Annotated in this window: 22 protein-coding genes; 9 read left to right on the top strand and 13 right to left on the bottom strand. The window is 63.2% G+C overall.

The annotated features are described in order from the left end of the window. Positions 1 to 18 precede the first annotated feature (18 nt). Positions 19 to 1143: an S-(hydroxymethyl)glutathione dehydrogenase/class III alcohol dehydrogenase gene (locus AB1Z25_RS19880; protein WP_486636009.1), complete on the bottom strand. Its 1125-nt coding sequence runs from the start codon at positions 1141 to 1143 to the stop codon at positions 19 to 21. Positions 1144 to 1271: 128 nt separating this feature from the next. On the opposite strand from AB1Z25_RS19880, the gene AB1Z25_RS19875 reads away from it, so the two are divergent. From AB1Z25_RS19875 to AB1Z25_RS19855, 5 genes are all read left to right on the top strand, one after another. Continuing rightward, positions 1272 to 2165, top strand: a complete 894-nt coding sequence (locus tag AB1Z25_RS19875) for a LysR substrate-binding domain-containing protein (RefSeq protein WP_235086081.1) — start codon at positions 1272 to 1274, stop codon at positions 2163 to 2165. 77 nt (positions 2166 to 2242) lie between these two features. Next, positions 2243 to 3253 (top strand): nucleoid-associated protein, encoded by a 1011-nt coding sequence (locus tag AB1Z25_RS19870; RefSeq protein ID WP_227105359.1) that lies wholly within the window; start codon positions 2243 to 2245, stop codon positions 3251 to 3253. Between the two features lie 882 nt (positions 3254 to 4135). Next, positions 4136 to 5389 (top strand): EAL domain-containing response regulator, encoded by a 1254-nt coding sequence (locus tag AB1Z25_RS19865; protein WP_227105357.1) that lies wholly within the window; start codon positions 4136 to 4138, stop codon positions 5387 to 5389. 74 nt (positions 5390 to 5463) lie between these two features. Continuing rightward, a complete protein-coding gene (locus AB1Z25_RS19860) occupies positions 5464 to 6120 on the top strand; it encodes a response regulator transcription factor (protein ID WP_146176722.1) in 657 nt (218 codons plus the stop codon). Positions 6121 to 6122: 2 nt separating this feature from the next. After that, positions 6123 to 8504, top strand: a complete 2382-nt coding sequence (locus tag AB1Z25_RS19855) for an ATP-binding protein (RefSeq protein WP_486636008.1) — start codon at positions 6123 to 6125, stop codon at positions 8502 to 8504. Between the two features lie 58 nt (positions 8505 to 8562). Here AB1Z25_RS19855 and AB1Z25_RS19850 read toward each other — a convergent pair whose 3' ends face one another. The 8 genes from AB1Z25_RS19850 to hemF all read right to left on the bottom strand — a co-directional run bounded on the left by AB1Z25_RS19850 (position 8563) and on the right by hemF (position 16875). Further along, positions 8563 to 9462 carry a 4-deoxy-4-formamido-L-arabinose-phosphoundecaprenol deformylase gene (locus AB1Z25_RS19850; protein ID WP_107800797.1) on the bottom strand — a complete coding sequence of 300 codons (900 nt, stop codon included), beginning with the start codon at positions 9460 to 9462 and terminating at the stop codon, positions 8563 to 8565. Positions 9463 to 9518: 56 nt separating this feature from the next. After that, the gene (locus AB1Z25_RS19845) at positions 9519 to 10562 is read right to left on the bottom strand and encodes a bifunctional UDP-4-keto-pentose/UDP-xylose synthase (protein ID WP_486636007.1); all 1044 of its coding nucleotides are present in this window, start codon (positions 10560 to 10562) and stop codon (positions 9519 to 9521) included. 68 nt (positions 10563 to 10630) lie between these two features. Further along, positions 10631 to 11533 (bottom strand): formyltransferase, encoded by a 903-nt coding sequence (locus AB1Z25_RS19840; RefSeq protein WP_486636006.1) that lies wholly within the window; start codon positions 11531 to 11533, stop codon positions 10631 to 10633. After that, positions 11530 to 12477 (bottom strand): glycosyltransferase, encoded by a 948-nt coding sequence (locus AB1Z25_RS19835; protein WP_107800794.1) that lies wholly within the window; start codon positions 12475 to 12477, stop codon positions 11530 to 11532. Before AB1Z25_RS19835 ends, AB1Z25_RS19840 begins: the two co-directional genes overlap by 4 nt. A gap of 6 nt (positions 12478 to 12483) precedes the next feature. After that, entirely contained in the window at positions 12484 to 13611 is a 1128-nt protein-coding gene (locus tag AB1Z25_RS19830) for a DegT/DnrJ/EryC1/StrS family aminotransferase (RefSeq protein ID WP_227105349.1), read from the bottom strand. Between the two features lie 154 nt (positions 13612 to 13765). After that, positions 13766 to 14137 carry an SMR family transporter gene (locus AB1Z25_RS19825; RefSeq protein WP_107800792.1) on the bottom strand — a complete coding sequence of 124 codons (372 nt, stop codon included), beginning with the start codon at positions 14135 to 14137 and terminating at the stop codon, positions 13766 to 13768. Positions 14138 to 14165: 28 nt separating this feature from the next. Next, the gene (locus tag AB1Z25_RS19820; RefSeq protein WP_486636005.1) at positions 14166 to 15836 is read right to left on the bottom strand and encodes a phospholipid carrier-dependent glycosyltransferase; all 1671 of its coding nucleotides are present in this window, start codon (positions 15834 to 15836) and stop codon (positions 14166 to 14168) included. A 127-nt stretch (positions 15837 to 15963) separates the two neighbouring features. Beyond that, positions 15964 to 16875, bottom strand: a complete 912-nt coding sequence (gene hemF / locus AB1Z25_RS19815) for an oxygen-dependent coproporphyrinogen oxidase (protein WP_486636004.1) — start codon at positions 16873 to 16875, stop codon at positions 15964 to 15966. 97 nt (positions 16876 to 16972) lie between these two features. Between hemF and AB1Z25_RS19810 the strand changes: the two genes are divergently transcribed. Further along, positions 16973 to 17593 (top strand): glutathione S-transferase family protein, encoded by a 621-nt coding sequence (locus AB1Z25_RS19810; RefSeq protein WP_253314166.1) that lies wholly within the window; start codon positions 16973 to 16975, stop codon positions 17591 to 17593. 65 nt (positions 17594 to 17658) lie between these two features. Here the strand turns inward: AB1Z25_RS19810 and AB1Z25_RS19805 are convergent, their stop codons facing one another. The 4 genes from AB1Z25_RS19805 to AB1Z25_RS19790 form a co-directional block, all read right to left on the bottom strand. Continuing rightward, positions 17659 to 18249: a porin family protein gene (locus AB1Z25_RS19805; protein ID WP_486636003.1), complete on the bottom strand. Its 591-nt coding sequence runs from the start codon at positions 18247 to 18249 to the stop codon at positions 17659 to 17661. Positions 18250 to 18708: 459 nt separating this feature from the next. Next, positions 18709 to 19530, bottom strand: a complete 822-nt coding sequence (locus AB1Z25_RS19800) for an alpha/beta hydrolase (RefSeq protein WP_107800787.1) — start codon at positions 19528 to 19530, stop codon at positions 18709 to 18711. Between the two features lie 338 nt (positions 19531 to 19868). Beyond that, complete coding sequence (locus AB1Z25_RS19795) at positions 19869 to 21215, bottom strand: ATP-binding protein (protein WP_486636002.1); 1347 nt, start codon at positions 21213 to 21215, stop codon at positions 19869 to 19871. A gap of 3 nt (positions 21216 to 21218) precedes the next feature. Beyond that, positions 21219 to 21938 (bottom strand): response regulator, encoded by a 720-nt coding sequence (locus tag AB1Z25_RS19790; RefSeq protein ID WP_486636001.1) that lies wholly within the window; start codon positions 21936 to 21938, stop codon positions 21219 to 21221. Between the two features lie 245 nt (positions 21939 to 22183). Here AB1Z25_RS19790 and AB1Z25_RS19785 point away from each other — a divergent pair, with 245 nt between their 5' ends. The 3 genes from AB1Z25_RS19785 to AB1Z25_RS19775 all read left to right on the top strand — a co-directional run bounded on the left by AB1Z25_RS19785 (position 22184) and on the right by AB1Z25_RS19775 (position 25777). Next, entirely contained in the window at positions 22184 to 24244 is a 2061-nt protein-coding gene (locus AB1Z25_RS19785) for a carbon starvation CstA family protein (RefSeq protein ID WP_486636000.1), read from the top strand. After that, the gene (locus AB1Z25_RS19780) at positions 24244 to 24432 is read left to right on the top strand and encodes a YbdD/YjiX family protein (protein WP_486635999.1); all 189 of its coding nucleotides are present in this window, start codon (positions 24244 to 24246) and stop codon (positions 24430 to 24432) included. Before AB1Z25_RS19785 ends, AB1Z25_RS19780 begins: the two co-directional genes overlap by 1 nt. Positions 24433 to 24586: 154 nt before the next feature. Beyond that, complete coding sequence (locus AB1Z25_RS19775; RefSeq protein WP_486635998.1) at positions 24587 to 25777, top strand: hypothetical protein; 1191 nt, start codon at positions 24587 to 24589, stop codon at positions 25775 to 25777. Positions 25778 to 25786: the final 9 nt, after the last annotated feature.

Raw genomic sequence — 25786 nt, 5'->3', positions numbered from 1 at the left:
TTCACGCGGCTCTCCGGCTCAGTAATGGATCACGGAACGGATGCTCTTGCCCTCGTGCATCAGATCGAAGGCTTCGTTGACGCGCTCCAGCGGCATGGTGTGGGTGATGAAGTCGTCCAGGCGGAATTCGCCCTTCAGATAACGCTCCACGTAGTCCGGCAGCTCGCTGCGGCCGCGCACGCCGCCAAAGGCGGAGCCGCGCCATACCCGGCCGGTGACCAGCTGGAACGGGCGGGTGGAGATTTCCTGCCCGGCGCCGGCCACGCCTATGATCACCGATTCGCCCCAGCCCTTGTGGCAGCACTCCAGCGCCGCGCGCATCACCTTGACGTTGCCTATGCATTCGAAGGAGAAGTCGACGCCGCCGTCGGTCATGTCCACGATCACGTCCTGGATGGGCTTATCGAAATCGTTGGGGTTGACGCAATCGCTGGCGCCCAGCTTTTTCGCCAGCTCGAACTTGCTCTCGTTGATGTCGATGCCGATGATGCGGCCGGCGCCGGCCATGCGCGCGCCGATGATGGCGGACAGGCCGATGCCGCCCAGGCCGAAGATGGCCACGCTGTCGCCGGCCTTGACCTTGGCGGTGTTGATCACCGCGCCCATGCCGGTGGTGACGCCGCAGCCCAGCAGGCAGACCTCTTCCAGCGGCGCGGCCGGATTAACCTTGGCCAGCGAGATTTCCGGCAGCACCGTGTATTCGGCGAAGGTGGACGTGCCCATATAGTGATAGATGGGCTTGCCGTCCTTGGAGAAGCGGGTGCTGCCGTCCGGCATCAGGCCCTTACCCTGGGTGGCGCGGATCTTCTGGCACAGATTGGTCTTGCCGGACAGACAGAATTTACACTCGCGGCATTCCGGGGTGTACAGCGGGATCACGTGATCGCCCACCGCCACGCTGCTGACGCCGGGGCCGACGGATTCGACGACGCCGCCGCCTTCATGGCCCAGGATGCAGGGGAACACGCCTTCCGGGTCTTCGCCGGACAGGGTGAAGGCGTCGGTGTGGCAGACGCCGGTGGCCACCATCTTCACCCGCACCTCGCCGGCGCGCGGCGGCTGCACTTCCACTTCTTCTATGCTCAGCGGCTGGCCGGCGGCCCAGGCCACGGCGGCCTTGCACTTGATGATGTCCTGGCTCATGAGCCCTCCTTGGTGTTGGATAGCCGCCGCGGGCCATAGGCCGGGCGACGGCAAAACTTTGATTGTATTTCTCGGGTTTGAATAGATAATCGTGGCAATTGGTAAATGATTTTTTCCGAGGTGGAATAATGCTGGGTTGGGAAGGCATCTGCGAATTCGTCAGCGTGGCGGAACAGGGCAGTTTCACCAAGGCGGCCCTGGCGCTGGGCATTTCCGTCGCCCAGGTCAGCCGCCAGGTCACGCAGCTGGAGCAGCGCTTGGGCGCCAAATTGCTGTACCGGACCACCCGCCATCAGGCGCTGACCGAGATCGGCGCGTTGTATCTGCGCCACTGCCGGCAGCTGCTGGATTCGCTGGAGGAGGCGGAACAGGCGATCTCGCGCCATCAGGCGCAGCCGCAGGGCAAGCTCAAGCTGACCGCGCCGCTGGCTTACGGCCAAAGCCATATCGCGCCGCTGTTGACCCGTTTCCTGCAACGCCATCCGCAGCTGGAGGCGAGCTTGAACCTGTCCAACGAGGTGCTGGACCTGGTGCAGGACGGTTACGATCTGGCGATCCGCATCGGCCATCTGAGCGACTCCACGCTGATGGCGCGGCGGCTGGCCTCGCGCCGGCACCATGTCTGCGCCGCGCCGGCCTACCTGGAGCGCTGCGGCGCGCCCTTGGAACCGGCGGACCTGGAGCGCCACAACTGCCTGTCTTTGAGCGGCGAGCACTGGCATCTGCTGGACGGCGGCCGCAGGCGGCAGGTGCGGATCAAGGGCAGCTTGCGCTGCAACAGCGGCCACGCGCTGGCGCACGCGGCGCGGCTGGGCCTGGGGCTGGCGCAATTGCCGGATTACTACGTCGCCGCCTATTTGAGCAGCGGCGAGCTGATCGAGGTGCTGGCCGATTACCGCGAGCCGGAAGAGGGCATCTGGGCTTTGACGCCGCATAACCGCCAGCTGTCGCCCAAGGTTCGGCTGCTGATGGACTTTCTGGCGGACTCCCTGACCGACGATCCGCTGGCCTTGCCGGAATAGCCGGCCGCTTTCGCGGTTGCCAAGCCCGGGCGCAGTGGCAATAATCGCGCATTCGATTTTTAGGCGGGAGCGCGGAAATGTTGGCGATTGGCGAATGCAGGGTGGAGCGGCTGGTGGTGCACCGGGTGGGCAATGCCGCGCGCGGCGAGGGCGCGCGCCTGTCCGAGCGGGCCAGCTCCGTGGACGAGGAAGTGTCCTCGCTGTTGCTGGGCGGTTATCTGAAGAACATCGTGTCGGACAAGCGCCAGCATCAGTTTTTCCATGAGTCCGACCTGAATCTGAACGAAATCTACCATTACACCCGGCAGTTCTTCCGCGGCGAGCTGGATTTCCTGGCGGTGTCCCAGCGCATCGCCAAGCATTTGTACGCGCGTTCGCAGCATCCCAACATCAACGCCGGCGATCTGCTGGTGATCCTGTTTTCCGGTCTCAACGACGGCGATCGCGAACTGCGCGCGCTGGGGGTGTTCAAGTCCGAAATCCGCGACGACTTCCTTACCGTGGTGGAGTCCGGCGACGTGTTCGACATCAGCCACGCGTCCGGCATCAATCCGCGCTTGATCGACAAGGGCGCGCTGATCCTGGAGCACGGCCCCACGGTCTACGCGGTGGACCGGCTCAGCCGCGAGGCCAAGTTCTGGCTGGACGATTTCCTGAAAGCGATGCGGGTGCCGGACAAGGCGTCCAGCAGCAAGATGATGGCCAGCGTGGTGGAGCAGCTGTCGGAGGAGATAGAGGACCCGCTGCAACAGGCGCGTTTCAAGGATGAATTCCTCAATCTGGTGAGCAGCGAGGAAGACGTGTCGGCCCGCCAACTGGCCAGCGCCGCCGAGAAGTTCGTGCCGCGCGAGCAGGTGGACCAGGCCATGGGCTCCGCCGCCGAATCCTACGGCTTCGCGCTGGACGAGGAGGCGAAGCTGCCGGCCAAGGGCATGGCGCGGCAGCTGGAAAAAACCCTGTCCAAGTACGGTGTCGGCCACGGCATCAGCGTGCTGCTGCCCACGGGCATCACGTTGAAGAATATTCAGTCGCAGAACGACGGCGAGGGCGAGTTGACCCTGACCCTGCGCCTGAACAAGCGCGGCTGACCGCCCGCGGAGTCTTGCCGCGCCGGGCTAGAGGCCCGGCGCGAAACCGTCCGCCAGATTTCAGGCCAGGGGGCGTTGCCGCCTGGTCCTGCGCTAAGCTGTTCAAAGTCCGCTGCGCGGATAAAGCCTTGCACGGCGAGTTCAGCTTAGCCATGCCCATTCCCTCCTTGTGATTCCGCTTGCTGCGCCATAAGGCCTGGTCTTGCGCTTGCTCGCAGGCGCTTATTGTTTCCCTTTCCCAATCCATTGCCGGCCGCGTTTGACCATGCCGCTTGGAGTCCGCGTGCGCGTTTGACGCTTTCCATTCGTGATGATGCCGGTTTTTAATGTTTAATTGATTCCTGTTTTTATATTGTAAATATATTTAAAAAACAAAAATGACAATTGGATTTGTTTTTAAGATAAATCCTATATTTGATTTCAGCGGATTTTCTTATCATGGCGTCTACAAGCCCTAAATAGAACGGCGTGATTCAGTTTGATTCCACACCCGAGCAGGCGTCTCCGGAACGATGACCATAGGACGCGCGGGTGTGCTGCGCGCTGTGAATTGAACCGATATGGCCGGCTCATTGAATGACGGATCTTGCTTGGCGATGTCAATTAAGCGGCAGCGGCAGCGTGGTTTCCCGCCGCTGCCGGGCGAGGGCGGAGACGCTTGCCGGACCGGGTTTTCGGCCTTGAATGATTTTTTTAGATTCATTGACCTTGGCCGCGTCCTTCCGGCAATGTGCCGCCACATTGTCATTATCGAATTAGCTAAAGCAATTCCGGAAATTAAGCTGATCAATCGTATGCTTTTTGGGATGTTGAAACGTGACAGCGCGCCAACGCGGGCATGGCGGATATTCAGCTGTCGGTATTCCAAATGGTAGGGAATCCATGGAAAATCTTAATGTCATGGTGGTGTCCGGATCATCGCGGGACAATGAGCGCCTTCAGCGCATGCTGTCGCAGGCCGGCATTCGCAATATTCGCCATTGCGGCCATATTCGCGAGGCGGAACAGCAATTGCTGCGCGAGCCGGTGGATTTGCTGGTGTGCGATATTCAGATGCCGGACGGCGGCGGCGCCGAATTGATCGCCAAGGTGCATGCCGGCGTGCGTCGCGGCGAACTGGCCGACGCGCCCATGCTGTTGTGGCACAGCGCCGCGGGCAAGCTGTTGCAGGAGTCGCACGTCAGGCTGGCGCGCGAGGCCGGCTTCAACTACGTCTGGGCGGCGCATCCGACCATGGACGACGGCGAATGCGCGCAGTTTTTGCGCCAGGTTGAACTGGCGCGCGCGGCCATGGCCGAGGCGGCCAGAGTCAACGGCGTGCCGGGACGCTTGGGAACCCGGCCCTTCAGCGAGCAGGAGGTGATCGAGGCCTTGTGCTCCAAAGGCAATATCTCGATAGACCTGCAACCGCAGGTGCGCTTGAGCGACGGGGTGGTGGTCGGCGCCGAGGCGCTGGCGCGCTGCATGCACCCGACGCGGGGCAATATCCGGCCATCGGTGTTTCTGCCGGTGGTGAGCAAGCTGGGGCTGGATCTGCTGCTGTTCTTCCATGTGCTCAGCGGGGTGATCTCCACCCAGCAGGCGCTGAACGCGAAGGGCGTGCGCTTGCCGATTTCCATCAACGCGTCGGCGGCCACCCTGGCGTCGCCCAATCTCGTGCGCGAGATCACCATGCGCTGGGACAAGACCAAGCTGGAACGCTCGCTGCTGGTGATCGAGCTGACGGAAAACCTGGAGCCGGAAATCGGACTCGATTTGATGGTGGCGCTGAACCAGCTGCGCGCCAATGGTTTCGACATTGCCTGCGACGATTACGGCATAGGCATCTCCTCGCTGAAGATGTTGTCCGCCATGCCGTTTTCGTCCTTGAAGCTTGATCAATTATTCGTCGCCTCGATGCTGGAGAGCTCGCGGCATTATGAAATCGTCCGCTCCTCCATCCTGCTGGGCAAGGAGTTGAATCTGCAGGTGGTGGCCGAGGGCGTGGAGAGCACGCGCCACGTCAAGGCCTTGCGGGAGATGGGCTGCGAGACCGGCCAGGGCTTCGGCCTGTACCGCCCGATGGCACCGTCGCGCTATATAGAGCTGGCGCGGCAGGCGCCGGAGGAGTGGAGCGCGCGCGGCGCGGGCGATTAGGCGCGGCCCCAAGGCGTTCCGCCGGGACAGGGGATGCGGCGGGAAGCGAATTGGTCAACTTTAACGAGAACGGCATGAGAAAAAGAATATCGCTGATGATTCTGGATGACCATGACGTGGTCAGGGTGGGGCTGGAGGCCAAGCTCAAGCAATACCCGGAGTTCGAGATTGTCGGCAGTTTCGCGCAGAGCACCCAGTTGCTGGCGGTTTTCCGCAAGCGGCTGCCGGATGTCTTGTTGATGGATTTCTCCCTGGGCAGCAACGAGGTGGACGGGCTGAACCTGATTCAGTCCATCAATGTCCGTTATCCGGAGTGCAAAGTCCTGGTGCTGTCGTCGGTGGACCTGGTGGGAACGGTCAATCTGATGCTGCGCGCGGGCGCCAGGGGTTTTTTCAGCAAGTCGCAGCCGGTGGACGCGCTGGCGGGCGCCATCCACAGCGTTTATGCCGGGCGGGTGTACCTGACCGTCAAGATGATGAGCGAGATGAATCTCTTGCTGTCGGGCGACATCAAGCTGGAGGAGGGGCGGACGCTGGACCCGTATGCGCGTTTGTCGCCGCGGGAGCGCGAGGTGGTGCGCTGCTGTCTGGACGGCATGAGCACCAGCCAGATCGCGGAGAAGTTCTCGCGCAGCATCAAGACGGTCAGCACTCAGAAAAAAGCGGCTTTCCAGAAACTGGGCATCAATACGGACAGGGAGTTGTTTTTATTGAACTCCAAATTGGAGTAGCGGTGCGATTTCAACATTTGAGCGGCCTGCTCGTCCTGTGCGGCGTTTTGTCCGCTTGCGCCGACCAGGGCAGCAAGATCCCGCTGAGCCGGGAGGAAGAGGCCTGGGTCAGCCGGAATCCGGTGGTGGACGTGTACGTGCTCAGGTCCAAACCGGCGGCCAAGCGCAAGAACAGCAACGTCCATTACAAGGGGGTCGAGGCTTTTTTCCTGCAATACGTCAGCGAGAAAAGCGGTTTGCGCTTCAATATCGTGCAAGTGCATTCGGCGCAGGCCCTGATCGAGGCCAGCGGCAATGGGCGGGCGATGATGCTGGCCAGCATCAATCAGGACGCGATCGGCGAACTGAACCTGAACAAGAATTACTACTTCACCCAGCCGTATTCCTCGCAGCCCTTGATGGCGATCACGCGCCGCGACTACCCGGTGGTGTTCAACCACGACAATCTGCACGGGCGCAAGCTCGCCTTCATCTTCAACGACAACTCGCGCTCCTGGCTGTTGGGCGATCACGCCAACCCGGACCTGGTGGCGGCGGAGACGCCCACTCAGGCCTTGCTGGCGATCCAGGACCGGAGGGCGGACATCGGCCTGGTGCCGGAAAGCTATGCGCGCTTCCTGCTGAATTACCGCTTCCCCGATCTGAGCAGCTCCGGCGCGCTGCCCGGCTATTACGCCATTTACCGGATGGGGGTCAGCAAGCATCAGCCCTTGCTCTACGCCATCCTGCGGCGCAGTCTGGACACGATGTCGGCCGACGACGTCGACGCCGCCCGCTCCGCCTGGGAGGAGCAAGTGGCGCCGCGGCCGTCCGTCTCCAGCGTGTTCAGGAGTTACGCCGGCGAAGGCACCCTGCTGGTGCTGCTGTTCTTCGTCCTGCTGCTGGTGATACGCACCACCACCTTGCTGCTGCGCAAGGCGAGGACGGGCGAAGCGGCCAAGAGCGAGTTTCTGGCGGTGGTCAGTCATGAAATCCGCACGCCGATGAACGCCATCATCGCCGCCGGCGAACTGCTGCAGACCATGTCCTTGGGCGAGAAACAGCGGGAGCTGGTGCTGCAATCCAATCTGGCGGCCAGCAGCCTGCTGCAACTGCTCAACAATATTCTCAACGCCTCGCGGCTGGACGCGGGCCAGGAAAGCCTGGACCCGTCCTTCGTCAACGTCGGCTCCATTCTGGAAGACCAGGTCAGGCTGTACGCCTTGGCGGCCAAGATGAAGGGGCTGGAGCTGCGCTACGTCCATGCACTGCCGGAGCGCGCCTTCTGGCTGGACGCTTCGCATTTGCAGCGGGTGCTGCACAATCTGATGTCCAACGCGATCAAGTTCACCGACAAGGGCACGGTCACGTTGAAGGCGGACTTGCGCCGCGGAAAATCAAGCCGCAAGCGCGGCGTGCTGGTGTGCCAGGTGATAGACACCGGCATAGGCGTGCCGCTGGCGGCGCAGAAGAATATTTTCGACGCTTTCGTGCAGGCGGATTCCGTCGCCACCCGCAAGTTCGGCGGTTCGGGGCTGGGGCTGAGCATCTGCAAGCGTTTGGTGGAGTTGATGCAGGGGCGCATCACGCTGGACAGCGACGGCGCGTCCGGGACCATTCTCACCATCAAGCTGCCGGTGCGTTTGGGGCCGGCGCTGGTCAAGGAGGCGGCGGAGGAAGAAGCCTCCGGCCCGCCGCAGGCGGTGGGGCAGGGGCAGCTGGTGCTGGTGGTAGAAGACCATCCGGCCAATCAGCTGATGATTTGCGAGCAGCTGCGCCAATTGGGCTGCCGCGCCACGGTGGCCAGCACCGGCATGAGCAGCTTGTCCATCCTGAAGGAACACCCGGAGGTGCGCTTGATCCTGATGGACTGCAGCCTGCCGGACATCAGCGGTTACGAGGCGACGCGGCGCATCCGCGCATGGGAGCGCGAGGAGGGCGGCGTCTTGCTGCCCATCGTGGCGATTTCCGCGGCCAATGACGATCTGCACCGGGAACGGTGCATGGACAGCGGCATGAACGGCGTGCTGGTCAAGCCCCTGCGGCTCAGGGATTTGCAGCATATCTTGCTCATGTGGCTGCCGGACGCGGCGCCGGTCTCCGAGGCCGTCGAATCTCCGCCCCAGGTCAGCGGTCTATGGCAGATGTTCATCGAGCATAACGAGCGCGATTACCGCCAGGCGGTGCGGGCGGTCCAGCACGCTCACTGGTCCACGGCCAGCCAGCATCTGCACCGGATCTCCGGCGCGGCCTTGACCATGGAGCAGCCCGAGCTGGCGGAATTGGCGCGGGAACTGGAGGGCATGCTGTTGCAGGGCGGCGCGGAAGGCTTGGAGGAGCGCATGGACGCTTTGCGCGCGATGCTGGACCAACTGGCCACGCAGACGCCGCCGGCCGGGAAATGAAACCGGGCGGCGGCTGGGTGGGCTATCGTTTCAGCCCTAAAAGATAGAGCACTGGTTCTTAGGCTTGCAGCGCCAGCGTGCCGCTGCGGCCGGGAATCTCTCCCATCACCACGCGGCCGGCGGGCAGCGCGGCCGCGTCCAGGCTGCTGAACAGCTCGATGCAGCTGCACAGCTGATAGCCCTGGGCTTGCCAGCCCACCAGCAGATGCTCGAAGGTATAGCCCAGACGCAGGCCTTCCAGCTCGGCGTGCAGGGTGTACACATGGCCGGTGGCCGGCGCTTCTTCGGTCAGCGCCAGGATATGGTGATGGACGTTGTCGGCGGTGAGGCCGTCCAGGCCTATCAATTCGTCCAGCGTCGGCAGCGTGGTGGGCAGCTGCGGCACGCCCAGGGGCTGGCCGGCGGCGTCCACCGGCTGGAAGGGGTGGCTGCCGCGGCCGTCGGACGCGTAAAGCATGCCCAGTTCGCGCTCATAGGCCAGCGCTGCGTCGTTGATCTGCCAGCCGGCCGCGCCGTGGGTGCGCGCCGGCTCGCCGAAGATCTGTTCGAAGCGCTCGGCCGCCTTGCGCATTTCGGCGCGGGTCCAGGCGGCGTCCTTGCCGGCGACGTAATCCTGCCACTTGATGTGGTCCCAGGTGTGAATGCCGACCTCGAAGCCCTGCGCGCGCACTTCGCGCATCAGTTCCGCCTCGCGCTTGCCGATGTCCGGGCCGGGCAGCACGGTGCCGTAGAGCAGGGTGCGGATGCCGTAGTGCTCCACCACCGAGGTGCGCGACACCTTGGACAGGAAGCCGGGACGGAACACCCGTTTGATTGCGCGGCCGGTGTGGTCCGGGCCCAGGCTGAACAAAAACGTGGCCTTGGCGTGATGCTGCTGCAGCATGTGCATCAGCCGCGGCACACCGTCGCGGGTGCCGCGCCAGGTGTCGACGTCGATTTTAAGGGCGAGTTTTTTCATGGGGTATCTCTGAAACCGGCGCCGGGCTTTCTATCTCGCCTGGCGCCGGGAGCCGCTTACTCGGACAGGTCGCGGCTGGCTGCTACTTGGTCGCGGTAGTAGTCGTAGATGCCGCGCAGCGCGTCGGCCATGGTCACGCTCGGTTTCCAGTCCAGGTCCGCCATGGTGTTGGCGATCTTGGGCACGCGGTTCTGCACGTCCTGATAGCCTTTGCCGTAGTAAGCGCCGGAGGTGGTTTCCTCAATCTTCACCTTGTCGGCGTTCAGCTGGTATTCCGGGTAGACGCGGGCCAGGTCCAGCATCATCGAGGACAGTTCGCGGATGGAGTAGTTGTTGGCCGGGTTGCCGATATTGTAGATCTGACCGGAAGCCTTGCCGTCCTGGTTTTCGATGATCTTCATCAGCGCGCTGATGCCGTCGTCCACATAGGTGAAGGCGCGCTTTTGATGGCCGCCGTCCACCAGCTTGATGGTCTCGCCGCGCACGATGTGGCCCAGGAACTGGGTGATCACGCGGCTGGAGCCTTCCTTCGGCGTGTTGATGTTGTCCAGGCCGCCGCCGATCCAGTTGAACGGGCGGAACAGGGTGTAGTTCAGGCCTTCCTGCATGCCGTAGGCGTGAATCACGCGGTCCATCAGCTGTTTGGAGCAGGAGTAAATCCAGCGCGGCTTGTTGATCGGGCCGCAGATCAGCTCGGAGTTTTCCGGGTCGAACTCTTCGTCATGGCACATGCCGTAGACTTCCGAGGTGGACGGGAACACCAGATGTTTCTTGTACTGCACGCACTGGCGCACGATGGGCAGGTTGGCTTCGAAGTCCAGTTCGAACACGCGCAGCGGATTGTTCACATAGGTGGACGGGGTGGCGATGGCCACCAGCGGCAGCACCACGTCGCACTTCTTCACGTGGTACTCGATCCACTCCTTGTTGATGGTGATGTCGCCTTCGAAGAAGTGGAAGCGCGGATGATCTTTCCACTCGGCCACGCGGTCATCGTGCATGTCCATGCCGTAGATGTGCCAGTCGGTGGTTTCGATGATGCGCTTGGTCAGGTGGTGGCCGATGAAGCCGTTGACGCCGAGGATCAGTACTTTTTTCATTGAGATTTCCTTCATCGCCCCCCGGAAGGGAGCTGTGATTTGCATGTGTATTCCGTGAGTCCGCCGCCTCAGGCCAGCGTCAGCGCCAGTGTCGTCGCCGGATCCAGCGCCGCGCCGTCCAGCGTGGCGGACAGAACCTTCAGGCGGCCGCCGTCCACGGCGTCCAGCCACAGCGCGCCGTGTTCTGAGTGTAGCCGGGCCGCTTGCAATTGCTGGCCGTGGCCGCCGGCGCGCAGGGTTTTCCAGATCACCAGCCGTCCGCCTTCGGTGTCGGCGAAGGCGCCCGGGAACGGGTGGGTCAGCGCGCGCACGAAGTTGTGCAGCTGGGCGGCGCCGGCCCGCGGATCGATGCGGCCGTCTTCCGGCTTGCGGCCGCCGAAATAGCCGCCCTGGCTCAAGTCCTGCCGGCGGAACTCGGTCTGACCGGCGAGCAGGGCCGGCAGGCTGCGGGCCAGCACCATTTCCGCGGCCACGGTGACCTTGGCGAACACTTCGTCGGCGTTGTCGTCCGGCAGAATGGGCACCGCCATCTGGTCGACGACGGGGCCGTTGTCCGGTTTGACGTTCATCACGTGCAAGCTGGCGCCGGTTTCGGTTTCGCCGTGGATGATGGCCCAGTTGATCGGCACCCGGCCGCGGTATTTGGGCAGCAGCGAGCCGTGCATATTGAAGGCGCCGCGCGCCGCGGATTCCAGCAGCGGGGCCTTCAGCATGTGGCGGTAATAAAAAGAGAACAGGAAGTCCGGCCGCGCGGCCTGCACTTGGGCCAGCGTTTCCGGCGTGTTCGGGTCGTCCGGGGTGATCACCGGAATGCCGTAGTCGCGGGCGACTTGCTCCACGCTGGCGAACCAGATGTTTTCCTTGGGATTATCGCGGTGGGTGACCACCAGCGCCACTTCCACGCCGCCGCCGATCAGCGCCTTCAGGCAGCGCACGCCGACATTGTGATAAGCGAAGACCACGGCTTTCATGGCTTGTCCTTTTGCTCCAGCACCGCGCCGATCACATAGCGCGGCCTGTCCCGCACTTCCTGGTAGATGCGGCCGATGTATTCGCCAAGCAGGCCGATGCCGAACAGCGCGATGCCGATCAGCAAGAAGGCGATGGCGAACAGGGTGAACAGGCCGCCCACTTCCGGTCCAACGATGAGGCGGCGCAGCACCAGATAGACCACCAGCACGCCGGAGCCGGCGGAAACCAGCATGCCCAGCAGCGAGAACAGCTGTAGCGGCACGATGGAGAAGCCGGTCATCAGGTCGAAGTTCAGGCGGATCAGGCTGTACAGCGAATACTTGGATTCGCCGGCGAAGCGCTCTTCATGGCCGACGGTGACTTCGGTCGGGTTCTGCGCGAACTGATAGGCCAGCGCCGGGATGAAGGTGTGCAGTTCGTTGCACTGATTGATGGTGTCGATGATGCGGCGGCTGTAGGCGCGCATCATGCAGCCCTGGTCGGTCATCTTGATGCGGGTCAGCTTCTCGCGCAGGCGGTTCATCGCGCGGCTGGCCAGATGGCGCCACAGACTGTCGTTGCGCTGGCGGCGGATGGAGCCGACGTAGTCGTGTCCCTTGTCCATTTCCGCCAGCAGCAGCTTGATGTCCTCCGGCGGGTTCTGCAAGTCGGCGTCCAGCGTCACCACCCGCTCGCCTCGGCTGTATTCGAAGCCGGCCAGGATGGCGCGATGCTGGCCGAAATTGCCGTTGAACAGCACTACCCGGGTCACGTCCGGGCGCAGGTCGAACTGCGCGGCGAGCATGGCCGGGCTCTTGTCGCGGCTGCCGTCGTTGACGAAGACGACTTCATAACGTACTCCCAGCGCGTCCAGCGCCGGGTAGAGGCGGTCGAACAGCGCCGGCAGCACGTCCTGCTCGTTGTATACCGGGATGACGACGGAAAGATCGATTACGCTTTTCATAATGTTTTATACGCTCAGCACGGGCTTCAGCACGCCGCTCACGGCAGCGCACACGCGTTCCACGTCCTCGTCGGCCATGGCCGGGAACAGCGGCAGGGTGACGGTGCGGCGGCCGATGTCTTCCGCCACAGGGAAGTCGCCCGGCTGGAAGCCCATCTCGCGGAACAGGGTGAACAAATGCATGGCGGGGTAGTGCACGCCCACGCCTATGCCCAGGTCTTTCATCCGGGCGATGAATTCGCCGCGGTCCATGCTCATCCGATCCAGCGGCAGCAGCGGCTGGAACATATGCCAGTTGCTCTGGGCCATGTCCTCCAGCGGCAGCTCGCAGCCCAGCTCGCGGTCGAAATGGCGGAAATACAGCGCGGCCAGTTCGCGGCGGCGGGCGTTGAAGCCTTCCAGCCGCGGCAGTTGGCCCAGGCCGATGGCGGCGGCGATGTCGGTCATATTGGACTTGCCGCCCAGCACGTCCACGTCCATGCCGCCGTCGGCGTGGCGGGTCACGCCCTGCAGCCGCAGCTTCTCGAACAGGCGCGCCTCGTTCTCGTCGTTCAGCACCAGGCAGCCGCCTTCGCCGCTGGTCATGTTCTTGTTGGCGTGGAAGCTGAAGGACACCAGATCGCCGTCGCTGCCGATGCGGCGGCCGCGCCAGTTGGCGCCCATGGACTGGGCGGCGTCCTCCACCACGCGCAGACGGTGGCGCTTGGCGATGTCGTACAGGCGGTCGCGATCCACCGGCAGGCCGGCCAAGTCCACCGGGATGATGGCGCGGGTGCGCGGCGTGATCGCCCGTTCCGCCAGGTCCAGATCGATATTGCGGCTGGCGCGGTCGGCGTCGACGAACACCGGCTTGGCGCCCACCTTGAGAATGACGTTGGCGGTGGCCACCCAGCTCAGCGGGCAGGTGATCACCTCGTCGCCGGGGCCGACGCCGGCCACCTGCAAGGCCATTTCCAGCGCGGCGGTGGCGGAGGCCACCACCCGCACCGGGCGGCCGCCGACATGGGCGGACAACTCGGCTTCCAGTTGGCGGGACTTGGGACCGGTGGTGATCCAGCCGGAGCGCAGCACCTCGCCGACGGCGGCGATGGTGGCTTCGTCGATGTCCGGGCGGGTAAACGGTAGAAAATCCATATTCAAACCCTGAAAATTAGCCACGGAAGCACACGGAGATGCACGGACAAAAACAGTCATTCAAATTCGTTTTGCGCCATTGAATCTTGTCGGCTGCTGAGCGGGCGTTTTATTTTCCGTGTCATTCCGTGTGTTTCCGTGGCAAAAATAAGCCTTAACTACGTGCCACCAGCACCACGCCGATGATGATGACGCCGATGCCGATCAGTTTCTGCGCGCTCAAGGCCTCGCCGAACAGCCAATAGGCCAGCAGCGCGTTGACCACGTAGCCGATGGACAGCATGGGATAAGCGATGCTGACCTCCACCCGCGACAGCGCCATGATCCAGACCACCACGCTGACCACGTAGCAGGACAGGCCGCCGACGATGGGCAGATTGGTGGCCAGCGACCAGCCTATCGGCAACACGTTGGCGGCGGAAAAGTCAAAGTGGCCGATTTGGCGCACGCCGGCCTTCAAGCATAGCTGGGCGGCGGCGTTGAGCAGCACGCCGAGCAGAATCAGGCCGAATTCGATCAACTTCATATTAGAAGGGGTCCAAAGGTTGGCGGTTTCACGGCTTGGCCACGACGAGGCGGCGCGGATCTTGGTAGACCACCCGCATCGGCAGGCCCTGGGCTTGCAGTTCCTGATAGGTGGCGGGGTCGGTCATCGCCAGCGCGCGCGGCGCGGCCTTCCAGGCGGCGACGAATTGTTCCAGCCGCGGCATCCAGCGCTGCGGCTCCTGACCTTCGCCAAACTCGAACTCGTCGACGAACTGCACCAGGGTGACCGGGCGGCCCAGGTAGAAGGGGAAGGTCTGATCGTAATAGCGCACCGAGAACACCGGGGTGTCCTGCCCCAGATAGGGCTGAATCTGGCGCACGATTTCCTTGCTGCCCTTCAGCCGGCCGTAGCTGTCGTGGCCGGCGGCGGCGACGCTGACGGCGAGCAGGCTGCCGAAGGCCAGCCAGCACAGCGCGGCCAGTTTGCGCTCGCGGCCCAGCAAACGCCAGGCGACGACGGCGCAGACCAGGAACAGCAGCGCGGCGGCGACGACGAAATGGGCGAAGCCGTGCAGCACGCCGAGCGGGATGTCCTCGGACGCGAAACGGTCGACGAAGGGGTAAAGACCAAGCGCGGCCAGCCACAGCAGCAGCGCCGGCAGCAGGTGCTTCTTCAGCGCGGCGGCCGGCATGCGCAGCAGCGTGGGCGCCAGCAGCAGCGCCAGCGCCGGGAACATCGGCAGGATGTAGGACGGCAGCTTGGAGCTGGACTTGCTGAAGAAGGCGAAGATGAAGACCGACCAGATCAGCAGCAGGCGGCCGGCGCGCAGCCGCGCGCCCGGCTCGCGCCAGCCGTCGCGGCACAGCGCCGGCAGCAGGCTGGTCCAGGGCAGCAGGCCCAGCAGCAGATAGGGCACGAAATACCACGGCGCGCCGGTGCGCTTGTGCTCGGTGGTGAGGAAGCGCTCCAGGTGCTCGCGGATGAAGAAGAAATGCGCGAAGTCGGGATTGCGCTGGGACACCAGGATGAACCAGGGCGCGGTCAGAAGCAGGAACAGCGCCAGGCCGCTCAGCCAGTGCATGCGTTTCCAGAAGCCCCATTGCCAGTTGAGCAGGCTGTACAAGACCAGGGTGGCGCCGGGGATCAGCAGGCCGATCAAGCCCTTGCTCAGCGTGGCGGCGGCCATCGCCGCCCAGGTCAGCCACATCCAGTGGCGCGTTTCGCGCGGGCCGGCGTCGTCGCGCTGGGCCAGCAGGAAGCCGCACAGCGCCACGGTCAGGAAAAAGCTGACGCCCATGTCCAGAGACAGGAAATGACTGTTGGCCACGATCCAGGCGCAGCTGCCGGCGGCCAGCGCCGCGTAGCGGCCGGCGTCGACGCCCCACAGCCGGCGCGCGGTGAAGCCGCACATCGCCACCGTCAGAAAGCCGGTCAGGCCGGGCCAGAAGCGGGCGGCGAACTCGTTGACGCCGAAGGCGGCGAAACTCAGCGCGCCCATCCAATATTGCAGCGCCGGTTTTTCGAAATACAGCAGGCCGTTCAGTCGCGGCGTGATCCAGTCGCCGCTGTGCAACATGGACAGCGACAGCGTGGCGTAGCGGCCCTCGTCGGCGTGAATCAGCCCGCGGTAGCCGAGGGAGCCGAACCAGACGACGGCGAACAGCAGCCACAGCGCCGGCTCCAGCCAGGGACGGGCGGCGGGGCCGGAGCGCCCGGCCGAAAAATGGGGTTGATTCATGCGGAACGGATAGTCATTGGATTATTATGGACAGCTGCGCAAGGATACCCGATTTCGCCGTCCTTGTGATTGGCTAAACTCATGTGCGGGCTGGAGAAAGCGGCGGCATCCGGCTTGGCCGCGGCGCTTAGGCCAGCCAGTCGCGCGGGGCCAGAAAGCGCTCGGTCAGCGCCGCTTCCGGGCTGCCCGGCTCCGGCTGATAATCGTACTCCCAGCGCGCCAGCGGCGGCATCGACATCAGGATGGATTCGGTGCGTCCCCCGGACTGCAGACCGAACAGGGTGCCGCGGTCCCAAACCAGATTGAATTCAACATAGCGGCCGCGGCGATAAAGCTGGAACTGACGTTCGCGGTGGCCCCAGCTATCGCCTTTGCGGCGCTCGACGATGGGCAGGTAGGCGTCGGTGAAGCCCTTGCCCACCGCCTGCATGAAGCGGAAACAGGAGTCGAAGCCCCAGGCGTTCAGATCGTCGAAGAACAGGCCGCCGACGCCGCGCGCCTCTTGGCGGTGCTTCAGGAAGAAATACTCGTCGCACCAGCGCTTGTAGTCCGGGTAGACCTGTTCGCCGAAAGGCAGGCACAAGTCGCGGGCCACGCGGTGCCAGTGCACCACGTCGGCCTCCACCGGGTAGAACGGGGTCAGGTCGAAACCGCCGCCGAACCACCATACCGGCATTTCCCCTTCTTTTTCCGCGATGAAGAAGCGGACATTGGCGTGGCTGGTGGGAATGTGCGGGTTTTCCGGATGGATCACCAGCGACACGCCCATGGCCTGGAAGCCGCGGCCGGCCAGCTCCGGCCGGTGGGCGGTGGCGGAGGCGGGCAGCGCGTCGCCGTGGACATGGGAGAAATTGACGCCGGCCTGCTCGAACAGCGCGCCCTTGGTCAGGACCCGGCTGCGTCCGCCGCCGCCGCCCGGGCGCTGCCAGGCGTCCTCGACGAATTGAGCGCCGCCGTCGGCCTGCTCCAGCGCCGCGCAAATGCGGTCTTGCAGGTCCAAGAGAAAGGCTTTGACATCATTGACGCGCGGCTGGCTCATCGCAGTATCCTGAAGGCTTGAAATGGGCTGCATTGTAGCAGACGGGGCGGCGCGCGCAGGCGCGCCGCCCGGGCTTTGAACATGGGAGACGCGCATCGTGATTGATCTGTATACCTGGGGCACGCCCAATGGGCGCAAGATTTCCATCATGCTGGAAGAACTGGAGCTGCCATACGCCGTGCACACCGTGGATATCGGCAAGGGCGAGCAGTTCGCCGAGTCCTTTCTGGCCATCAGTCCCAATAACAAGATTCCGGCCATCGTCGACAGCGAGGGGCCGGATGGTCGGCCGCTGGCGATGTTCGAGTCCGGCGCCATTTTGCAATATTTGGCGGAAAAGCACGGCCGCCTGCTGCCGGCGGCGGGCGCGGCGCGCTACGAGGCGCTGCAATGGCTGATGTTCCAGATGGGCGGCTTCGGACCGATGTTGGGGCAGGCCCACCATTTCCTGCGCTATGCGCCGGAAAGCCTTCCCTATGCGCAGAAGCGCTACCACGACGAGGCCTTGCGTCTGTACGGCGTGCTGGACCGGCAGTTGGCCGGGCGGGATTACGTCGCCGGCGAGTACGGCGTCGCCGACATCGCGCTCTACCCATGGGCGGCGCGTCATGATTGGCATCAGGTGGATCTGGCGGCGTTTCCGCGGGTAAGCGATTGGTTCCAACGCGTCGGCGAGCGGCCGGCGGTGCGGCGCGGCATGGCGGTGCCGGCGGCCTGAAACGCAAAACCAGCCGCGGACACAGGGGCCGCGGCTGGCGATGGAAGGGCGTGGCAAGGCTGAGATTAGAAGTGGTAGCTGATGCCGGCCTTCAGCACGCTGGTGCCGGAAGTCTTGACCACGCTTTGGCCCGCCATCTGGAAGTCAGTGCCGGCGATGTATTCGTATTCGCCACGCAAGGACAGGTTTTTGTGCAGCTGATACTGCGCGCCGAAACCAAGACCCAATCGGGTGTCGTTGAAAGTTTTGTTGGCAACTCGGTCGATCTTGAGCTTGGTGTGCACGTTGTTCAGGCTGGCCTTGCCGAAAACTTCCAAATCCTGGGTCACCGGCAGGATGCCCAGCACGGCGATGCGCTCGGCCTTGGTGGCGACGGAGCCGTTGCCGGTGCGGCCGCTGAAGGAGCCGTTGGCCGTGGATTTGCCGAAGTCAGCGTAAGACAGCTCGGTAGCCAGGTATTGGTTGAAGCGGTAACCGGCGCCCAGTTCCCATACCGTGCCGGCGGCCTTGGCGTCTTTCAGGATGATGTTGCGGTTGCCGGACTCCGGCTTGGAGAAGTTGTAACCGGTGTTGCCGAAGACGTAGAAGCCCGGATCGGCGGCGTGTGCGGTCAGAGCTGCCAGGCTCAGCACGGAAGCGGTAATCAGTTTTTTCATTTTTGCGACTGTTTGCTTTGTTGATAACTGCGATATTGTGCGAACAGGAACCAAGTCAGTCTGTTGAGCTTGTAAACGCTCTTTGTGTGATCGATGGAGGGCTTGTGTAACGATCTGTAACAAAGCGGGACGGGCAGGGAAAAGAAAAGATGCCCGCCGGAGCCGGCGGGCACGCAAAGTCACACAAAGGGAAAAGAGAACGGAACCGTTGCAAGACCGGCGGGGGGCCGATCCGGCTCGTGCAAACAGTTTGCTTCAGCCGGTCCTCGTCTTCCATTGTCGCTGTGTTCTGGCTTGATGACGGTTGATGACGGGGCGGCCGGGAAGTTTGCGCAGCTGTTAAATTCAATGTTTAGTTGTGATTGCTTGCAACTTTAGTTGAAGAAGGGACGGGCGCGGCTGGCGCAGGCAAGAAAAAAGGCAAGCCTGAGGCTTGCCCTGATGGCGGCGACGCGGCGTTCAGGCGGCGGCGAAGACGGCCCAGTCGGCGTGCTCAGCGGCGGCGGCCCGGGCTTGGGCGCGCTGGTTGAAAAACTTCAGGCTGCGCTTGAGCACCTCGCCGCGTTCATTGTCCACCATCACCATGTGGTAGCTATTGGACAAGGGCATGAAGTCGACCTTGCCGCCCAGATAGCGCTGCAAGTAGCGGGCCGAGCGTGGGCTGGTGATGTCGTCCTCGTCGGCATGCACGATCAGCGTCGGGCAGGTGATCTCTTCCAGCCGCGACATCAGCTGGCGGCGCAGCCCATCCACTTGGCGGATGCAGGCCAGCGGGATGTAGGCGTAGTGGAAGCGTTCGCCGCGTTCGAAGCGCTGCTGGATGGCCTTGCGGATGCGGGCGTTCTTGATGCCGAAGGGTTCGACTTCCGGCACGCGCATCTTCTTGGCCAGGCCGGGAATGCGGTAGACGATGTGGCGCGCCCAGGTCAGCTTGGGCAGGCTCCAGCCGTCCAGGAACAGTGGCGGCGCGTACAAGGCGAGGCCGTCCTGATGGTTTTCCAGCCGCGCCACTTCCAGCGCCACCAGGCCGCCCAGGCAAACGCCGGCCAGATGCACCACCTTGTGGCGCGTCTTCAGTTCCAGGTATTCCTTGCGTATGGTTTCCACCCAGTCCTGCCAGCGGACGGACAGCAGATCTTCCGGCTCGCCGCCATGTCCCGGCAACAGCGGGGTGTGCGTGACGATGTCCGCCTCCTCCAGCGTGCGTCCAAGCGCGCCAAGGTCGTATGCGCTGCCGCCCAGACCGTGTACCAGCAGGGCGGCCGGTCGTGAAGAAACCATGGGAAATACCCGAATCCAAGTTGAGATGCTGGCATTATCCCGACGCGGCGGCTTGGGGTCTGTTGGCTTCCTGTCCCCGCTTTGTGACGGCGCGTGACCCCATTCAGATTGCTTAACAAACTGCGGCTTTACTTTTCGACGGCGCCGGCGTTCTTGGCCGCCTCTTCAAAGTCTCGCGGGCAAGAGCGAGACAAGGAAGAAGCGGAGAAGCGGTCGATGCGTATTCTGAAGCCGTGTTCGCCGCGTGAGGCCCCACGGGTCGCAAGCGGGCGCTGAGCCGCTCATAGAGCCGCTAATTAAACCGCGCAGCGCAGGATCAGGGGTTGGTTTAGCGGGTCTTATTGCTGTGGTTGCATGATGCGCAGAGTAAAGCGCGCGCCGCCCAGTTCGCTGGCGCTCACGCTGGCCTGGCCGCCGTGGTGTTCGGTGATCAGCTTGACGAAGGACAGCCCCAGGCCGTAGCCGCCGGTGGCGCGGTCGCGGCTGCGGTCCAGCCGCAGGAAGGGTTCGAACACCTTGTCGCGTTCAGCCTCGGGAATGCCGCAGCCGTCGTCGTCGACATGAATCAGCAGCTGGCCGGAAGCGTTGTGACACACGGTCAGCCGGACCTGAGCGTTGGCGTATTTGAAGGCGTTGAGCAGCAGGTTGCGGCTGGCCACATACATCAGCTTGCGGTCGAACGCGCCGTTGCCCAGCGCGCAGTCAAGCTCCAGTGCGATGCCCGGCGGTTTCAGCGGCGTCACCAGGTCGACCAGATCGTCGAACCAGTCGTAGAGGTCCACGGTTTCCCAGTGCAGCGGCACTTCGTTGCGGTTGAGCTTGGCGAACTCCATGCTGGTGTTGAACAGCTCCTCCAGCTCCTGCATATCGCGCTCCATGCCTTCGCGGTAGCGCCGCCATTCCTGTTCGTCCTCTTCTTCCTCCAGCATGGTCAGACCGAAGCGCAGCCGCGCGATCGGGGTGCGGATCTCGTGGGCGATGGCGTGGGACAGGGCCTGGCGGGTTTCCATCTGCCGCTCCAGCCGCGCGGCCATGCTGTTGAAGGCCAGGGACAAGGGGGCCAGCAGCCGGCTTTTGGACGGTTGGGCGCGGGCGCTGAAGTCGCCGTCGGCGAACACCTCCGCCTTGCGGCGCACTTCCAGCAAGTCCTTCCACAGCGGGCGCAGGCTGAAGTAGATCAGGGTGCCCAGCGTGGAGCCGGTCAGCAGAATCCACAGCAGCAGGATCTCCATGTCTTCGCTGATCCAGCTGCTGTTGCTGGCCGGGGCTTCCAGCGGGCCCAGCAGCAAGAGACGCGGATCATGGGGCAGCGGCACGTAGAGCAACTGGCTGTCGAAATCCAGATAGGGGCGGCCGCCTTGCAGCGTGGCATGGCCTTCCGGTTCGAAATCGTCGGGAGGATGGGCGATCAGTTTGACCGGATAGCTGAAGGCGCGGGCGATGTCGGCGAGCTTGCGGTCCCAGTCCCGATGCGGCGTCTGAGCCAGCTGCTCGCGGATCAGGCTCACGGTGCCGTTCATGAATTGCAGCTTGCCGTCGCGGTCGCTGTTCTCGTACAGCTTGGTGACCAGGAAGCCGAAGCCGATGATGATGATCAGCTCCACCAGCATGGTGGCGAAGAAATAACGGGCGAACAGGGTGCCCAGCGACGGCTTGAGCCAGCCGCGCAAACGACGAGTGCTCATGCCTTATTCCCAGTCGCTGCGCGAGAACAGATAGCCTTTGCCGCGCACGGTCTTGATTCGGGCCGGCGCGTCGGGATTGTCGCCCAGCTTGCGGCGCAGCCGCGAAATGCGCGCGTCGATGGAGCGGTCCAAGCCGTCGAAGCCGATGCCGCGCAGCTCGCTCATGATGTCGTCGCGGGACAGCACCTGGCCGGCGTGGGAGGACAACAGCCACAGCAGGTCGAATTCGGCGGTGGTCAGATCGATCAGCTCCCCGTTCAGCGTGGCCTCGCGCGTGGCCTGGCTGATGCAGAACTGGCCAAAGGTGAAGCTGTCTTCGTCGCCGGTCTCGCCGTCGGCCTGCGCCCCCGGCCCGCCGCGGCGCAGCAGCGCGCGCACCCGCGCCAGCAAGCGGCGCGGCTCCACCGGCTTGGCCAGGTAGTCGTCGGCCCCCAGTTCCAGCCCCAGGATTTCGTCCACGTCCTCGTCGCGCGCCGTCATGATCAGCACTCGGCCGTTATAGCGCGGGCGGATTTCACGGCAGACGTCGAAGCCTTCCTTGCCCGGCAGCATGATGTCCAGGATCACCAGGTCCGGCTTTTCTTCCAGGATGATGGCCGGCGCGGTGTCGCCGCGGCCGTGCTGGGAGATGCGATAGCCGTGCTTGCTCAGATAAGCGCCTATCAATTCGGCTAGTCTCACGTCATCTTCGACGATGAGAATATGGGGGGTATCGCTGTTCATGTCCGTCGACGGGATTTCGGTGGTTCAAATCAAAATATTAGCACGCGAGGTTTGCCGGCGACTTTAGCATTATCGTGACTGCTATTCGTCATAAACTATCGATAGTTTTTACAAATGGTTTGGCCTGCTTGATTTTCCGGCGCTATCAATCCAGAATCGGTCAGGCACAAAAAGCCGGCCGTGGCCGCCGTTGCCGCCAGGGACCGATAAATTAAAACGGGATAAAGAGAATAGGAACTTGCCATATGCAACAGATAAGAGAATGGGCCGTGTGGCTGGCCGTCGCCCTGGCGGGCGCGGCGGCCTTCGCCGTGGTGGCCCTCAATCGCGGCGAGCCGGTCAACGCGGTCTGGCTGATCGTGGCGGCGGTGTCTGTCTACTCCATCGCCTATCGCTTTTACGGCCGCTTCATCGCCCACAAAGTGCTGGAACTGGACGCTCGCCGGCTGACCCCGGCGGAAAAATACAATGACGGCCTGGACTACGTGCCCACCAATAAATGGGTGTTGTTCGGCCACCACTTCGCCGCCATCGCCGGCGCCGGGCCGCTGGTGGGACCGGTGCTGGCCGCGCAGATGGGTTATCTGCCGGGCACGCTGTGGATTCTGGTCGGCGTGATGCTGGCCGGCGCGGTGCAGGATTTCCTGATCCTGTTCCTGTCGGTGCGCCGCGACGGCAAATCGCTGGGCGAGATCATCCGCACCGAACTGGGCGCCATCCCCGGCGTCATCGCCTCCATCGGCATCCTGATGATCATGGTCATCCTGCTGGCGGTGCTGGCGCTGGTGGTGGTCAAGGCGCTGACCGGCAGCCCGTGGGGCACCTTCACCATTGCCGCCACGATACCGATCGCGCTGTTCATGGGCGTTTACACCCGCTACATCCGGCCGGGCAAGATCGGCGAGATCTCCGTCATCGGCTTCATCCTGCTGATGCTGGCCATTGTTTACGGCGGCGACATCGCCAAGAACGAAACCCTGGCGCCCTTGTTCACCCTGAGCGGCACCACGCTGGCCTGGACGCTGATCGGCTACGGCTTCGTCGCCTCGGTGCTGCCGGTATGGCTGTTGCTGGCGCCGAGAGACTACCTGTCCACCTTCCTGAAAATCGGCACCATTGTCGGCCTGGCCATCGGCATCATGATCGTGGCGCCCAATATGCACATGCCTGCGGTGACCAAATTCATCGACGGCAGCGGCCCGGTGTTCGCCGGCAATCTGTTCCCCTTCCTGTTCATCACCATCGCCTGCGGCGCGGTGTCCGGTTTTCACGCGCTGGTGGCTTCGGGCACCACGCCCAAGATGCTGGAGAACGAAACCCACGCCCGCATGATAGGCTACGGCTCCATGCTGATGGAAAGCTTCGTCGCCATCATGGCGTTGATCGCCGCCTGCGTGCTGGATCCGGGCGTGTACTTCGCGATGAACAGCCCGGCGGCGGTGATAGGCAAGACCGCGGAAGAAGCCGCCCAGGTGATTTCCAGCTGGGGCTTCCTCATCACGCCGGACATGTTGACCCAGATGGCCAAGGACGTGGGCGAGAGCACCATCCTGTCCCGCGCCGGCGGCGCGCCGACCTTGGCGGTGGGCATGGCGCACATTCTGTCCAATGTGATAGGCGGGCCGGCGATGATGGCCTTCTGGTATCACTTCGCCATTCTGTTCGAAGCCCTGTTCATCCTCACCACCATCGACGCCGGCACCCGCGTGCTGCGTTTCATGATCCAGGATCTGCTGGGCCTGGTGGTCAAGCCTATGGCCAACACGGAATCCTGGGCGGCCAACCTGATCGCCACCGGCCTGGCGGTGACCGGCTGGGGCTACTTCCTCTACCAGGGCGTGGTGGATCCGTTGGGCGGCATCAACACCTTGTGGCCGCTGTTCGGCATCGCCAACCAGATGCTGGCCGGCATCGCGCTGATTCTGGCCACCGCGGTGCTGATCAAAATGCAGAAAACTCGCTACATCTGGGTCACCGCCGTGCCCACCTTGTGGCTGCTGGTGGTGACGCTGACCGCCGGCTGGCAGAAGCTGTTCCACGCCAGTCCCAAGATCAGCTTCCTGGCCCACGCGGACAAATTCTCCGCCGCCGCGGCCAAGGGCGAGGTGCTGGCGCCGGCCAAGAATATGGCGCAAATGCATCAGATCATCTTCAATGACTATGTGGATGCCACTTTGACGGCGCTCTTCATGGCGGTGGTGATCGCCATGCTGGTGTTTGCGCTGAACGTGATGCGCAAGTCCCTGGCGGTGAAATGGTCCACCGCCAAGGAGGTGCCGGCGATGTTCCGGGAGGAGGGCGCGTGATGGGCAAGCTATGGCAACAATGGGCGAAAACCGCCCGGTTGATGGTGGGGGTCAAGGATTATGACGCTTACGTCGCCAGCCGCCGCCGCTTCGATCCCAAGGCGGAGGTGATGAGCCGCGAGGCTTTCTTCCGCCATTGTCAGGACGAACGCTATGGCGGCAAGAGCATGAAGAAGTGTCCGTGCTGAGTTCTAACGGTTAGTCATACTTGATAGCGCCCGGCTTGGCCGGGCGTTTTTCATTGCATGCGCGGGCGCGCTCCGTGGGAATTGTGTTTCTATTTTTTTTGGCATTTTTTTGTGGATTTTAAATCCAAATTGGCTTGAGTTTTAGGCGTGGTTTATGCTGAACGCCCTTTCCACTAGCCCGGCTGCGTATGCGAAATGCGCGCCGTTGATGGACGATATGAGCGATTCCACGTTTGCAAGCCCGATTCTTGACCGTCTGCTGGCGGGCGGAGTGATTGACCAGGCGATTTACGAAGCCGCGCGCGACAAACTGCGCGAGCAGGGCGCGGAGCCCTTCTCCACCTTGGGCGGAGGCCTGGACTGGTTGGAAGAAGAGGAAGTGCTGAGCTTTGAGCAAATGATTGAAATCGAAGCCAAGGCGGATGCGGACGAAGGTTTCACGTCCAATGCGGTGCGCAGGCAGGCGGTGGATGAGTACAACCAGGATCTGGAGCTGGAATTGGCGCTGCTCCAGCGACAAAAGGCGACGACATGGCGTGGAAAGCTGGCTTGGGGCTTGGGGAGCGCGGCCCTGCTCGGCGCGGCCGGCTGGTATTTCCTGACCCCGCCGCTGGTGCCGAGATGCGAAGCGTCCGTGGTGAAGAAAAGCATACGGGCCTCTTTGATGTCTGAGAAGCTGCACCAGATATCGTCAAAGCTCAGCGCGAGTGCGCCGGAAACCTTCAATCTGCGGAATCTCAAGTTGGAGCAGGTCAAGGAGCTGGGATACATCAAGATGGAGCGCGCCCGTGGCTGCGTGGCGGTTCTGGTGGCGGATGAGCAGCAGCGCGCGCCCATCGCCTACGAGGTACAGGGAAAAGACGACGCTATCCATGTAAAGGGAAGCGATGAACGTGTGCTGCGCACACGTTATGCTCAGTTGGACGCGGATGGTATGTTGCCGGAGTTGGGCAAGCCTTTGGGCCGGCTGGGCGTGAGGCAGGCGCTGCAACAAGGCGTGCTCGATTTTCGCAAGCTGGGTGGGCCAGGTGTCGACCCTTTGACCCGTGCGCTGGGGGCGCTGGGGAAGCCGGAATTTGCGCTCGGTGAAGTACTGCCCTTGAGCGACTGCGTGCAAGGCGCAGGCGGCGTCTGGAACTGCAAGTTGATGGTTCAGTATCGCGACCCATTCATGACGATGATCGGCAAGAAGGGCCGTTTGTTATTGGAAGGCGAGTTCAGCTTTGTCCGGGACGGCAAAGGCTGGCGCCCGGCGGACAACTTCAAGAGACAGTTCACGACGGCCTTGGTGAAAAGCCAGCAGAAGGTTATGCAGGGGCAGTCACGCGAGCAGGCATGGGAGTGATAGGGAGTA

It is taken from the genome of Chromobacterium sp. HL1 (assembly GCF_057418835.1).
Note: the sequence above shows the minus strand (reverse complement) of the source record. Positions and strands in the feature narration are given on the sequence as shown.

What these genes read in the sequence shown, in the direction of transcription:
- AB1Z25_RS19880 (WP_486636009.1), bottom strand. Translation starts at nt 1,143, where the DNA reads ATGAGCCAGGACATCATCAAGTGCAAGGCCGCCGTGGCCTGGGCCGCC.
- AB1Z25_RS19875 (WP_235086081.1), top strand. Translation starts at nt 1,272, where the DNA reads ATGCTGGGTTGGGAAGGCATCTGCGAATTCGTCAGCGTGGCGGAACAG.
- AB1Z25_RS19870 (WP_227105359.1), top strand. Translation starts at nt 2,243, where the DNA reads ATGTTGGCGATTGGCGAATGCAGGGTGGAGCGGCTGGTGGTGCACCGG.
- AB1Z25_RS19865 (WP_227105357.1), top strand. Translation starts at nt 4,136, where the DNA reads ATGGAAAATCTTAATGTCATGGTGGTGTCCGGATCATCGCGGGACAAT.
- AB1Z25_RS19860 (WP_146176722.1), top strand. Translation starts at nt 5,464, where the DNA reads ATGAGAAAAAGAATATCGCTGATGATTCTGGATGACCATGACGTGGTC.
- AB1Z25_RS19850 (WP_107800797.1), bottom strand. Translation starts at nt 9,462, where the DNA reads ATGAAAAAACTCGCCCTTAAAATCGACGTCGACACCTGGCGCGGCACC.
- AB1Z25_RS19845 (WP_486636007.1), bottom strand. Translation starts at nt 10,562, where the DNA reads ATGAAAAAAGTACTGATCCTCGGCGTCAACGGCTTCATCGGCCACCAC.
- AB1Z25_RS19840 (WP_486636006.1), bottom strand. Translation starts at nt 11,533, where the DNA reads ATGAAAGCCGTGGTCTTCGCTTATCACAATGTCGGCGTGCGCTGCCTG.
- AB1Z25_RS19835 (WP_107800794.1), bottom strand. Translation starts at nt 12,477, where the DNA reads ATGAAAAGCGTAATCGATCTTTCCGTCGTCATCCCGGTATACAACGAG.
- AB1Z25_RS19830 (WP_227105349.1), bottom strand. Translation starts at nt 13,611, where the DNA reads ATGGATTTTCTACCGTTTACCCGCCCGGACATCGACGAAGCCACCATC.
- AB1Z25_RS19825 (WP_107800792.1), bottom strand. Translation starts at nt 14,137, where the DNA reads ATGAAGTTGATCGAATTCGGCCTGATTCTGCTCGGCGTGCTGCTCAAC.
- AB1Z25_RS19820 (WP_486636005.1), bottom strand. Translation starts at nt 15,836, where the DNA reads ATGAATCAACCCCATTTTTCGGCCGGGCGCTCCGGCCCCGCCGCCCGT.
- hemF (WP_486636004.1), bottom strand. Translation starts at nt 16,875, where the DNA reads ATGAGCCAGCCGCGCGTCAATGATGTCAAAGCCTTTCTCTTGGACCTG.
- AB1Z25_RS19805 (WP_486636003.1), bottom strand. Translation starts at nt 18,249, where the DNA reads ATGAAAAAACTGATTACCGCTTCCGTGCTGAGCCTGGCAGCTCTGACC.
- AB1Z25_RS19800 (WP_107800787.1), bottom strand. Translation starts at nt 19,530, where the DNA reads ATGGTTTCTTCACGACCGGCCGCCCTGCTGGTACACGGTCTGGGCGGC.
- AB1Z25_RS19795 (WP_486636002.1), bottom strand. Translation starts at nt 21,215, where the DNA reads ATGAGCACTCGTCGTTTGCGCGGCTGGCTCAAGCCGTCGCTGGGCACC.
- AB1Z25_RS19790 (WP_486636001.1), bottom strand. Translation starts at nt 21,938, where the DNA reads ATGAACAGCGATACCCCCCATATTCTCATCGTCGAAGATGACGTGAGA.
- AB1Z25_RS19785 (WP_486636000.1), top strand. Translation starts at nt 22,184, where the DNA reads ATGCAACAGATAAGAGAATGGGCCGTGTGGCTGGCCGTCGCCCTGGCG.
- AB1Z25_RS19780 (WP_486635999.1), top strand. Translation starts at nt 24,244, where the DNA reads ATGGGCAAGCTATGGCAACAATGGGCGAAAACCGCCCGGTTGATGGTG.
- AB1Z25_RS19775 (WP_486635998.1), top strand. Translation starts at nt 24,587, where the DNA reads ATGCTGAACGCCCTTTCCACTAGCCCGGCTGCGTATGCGAAATGCGCG.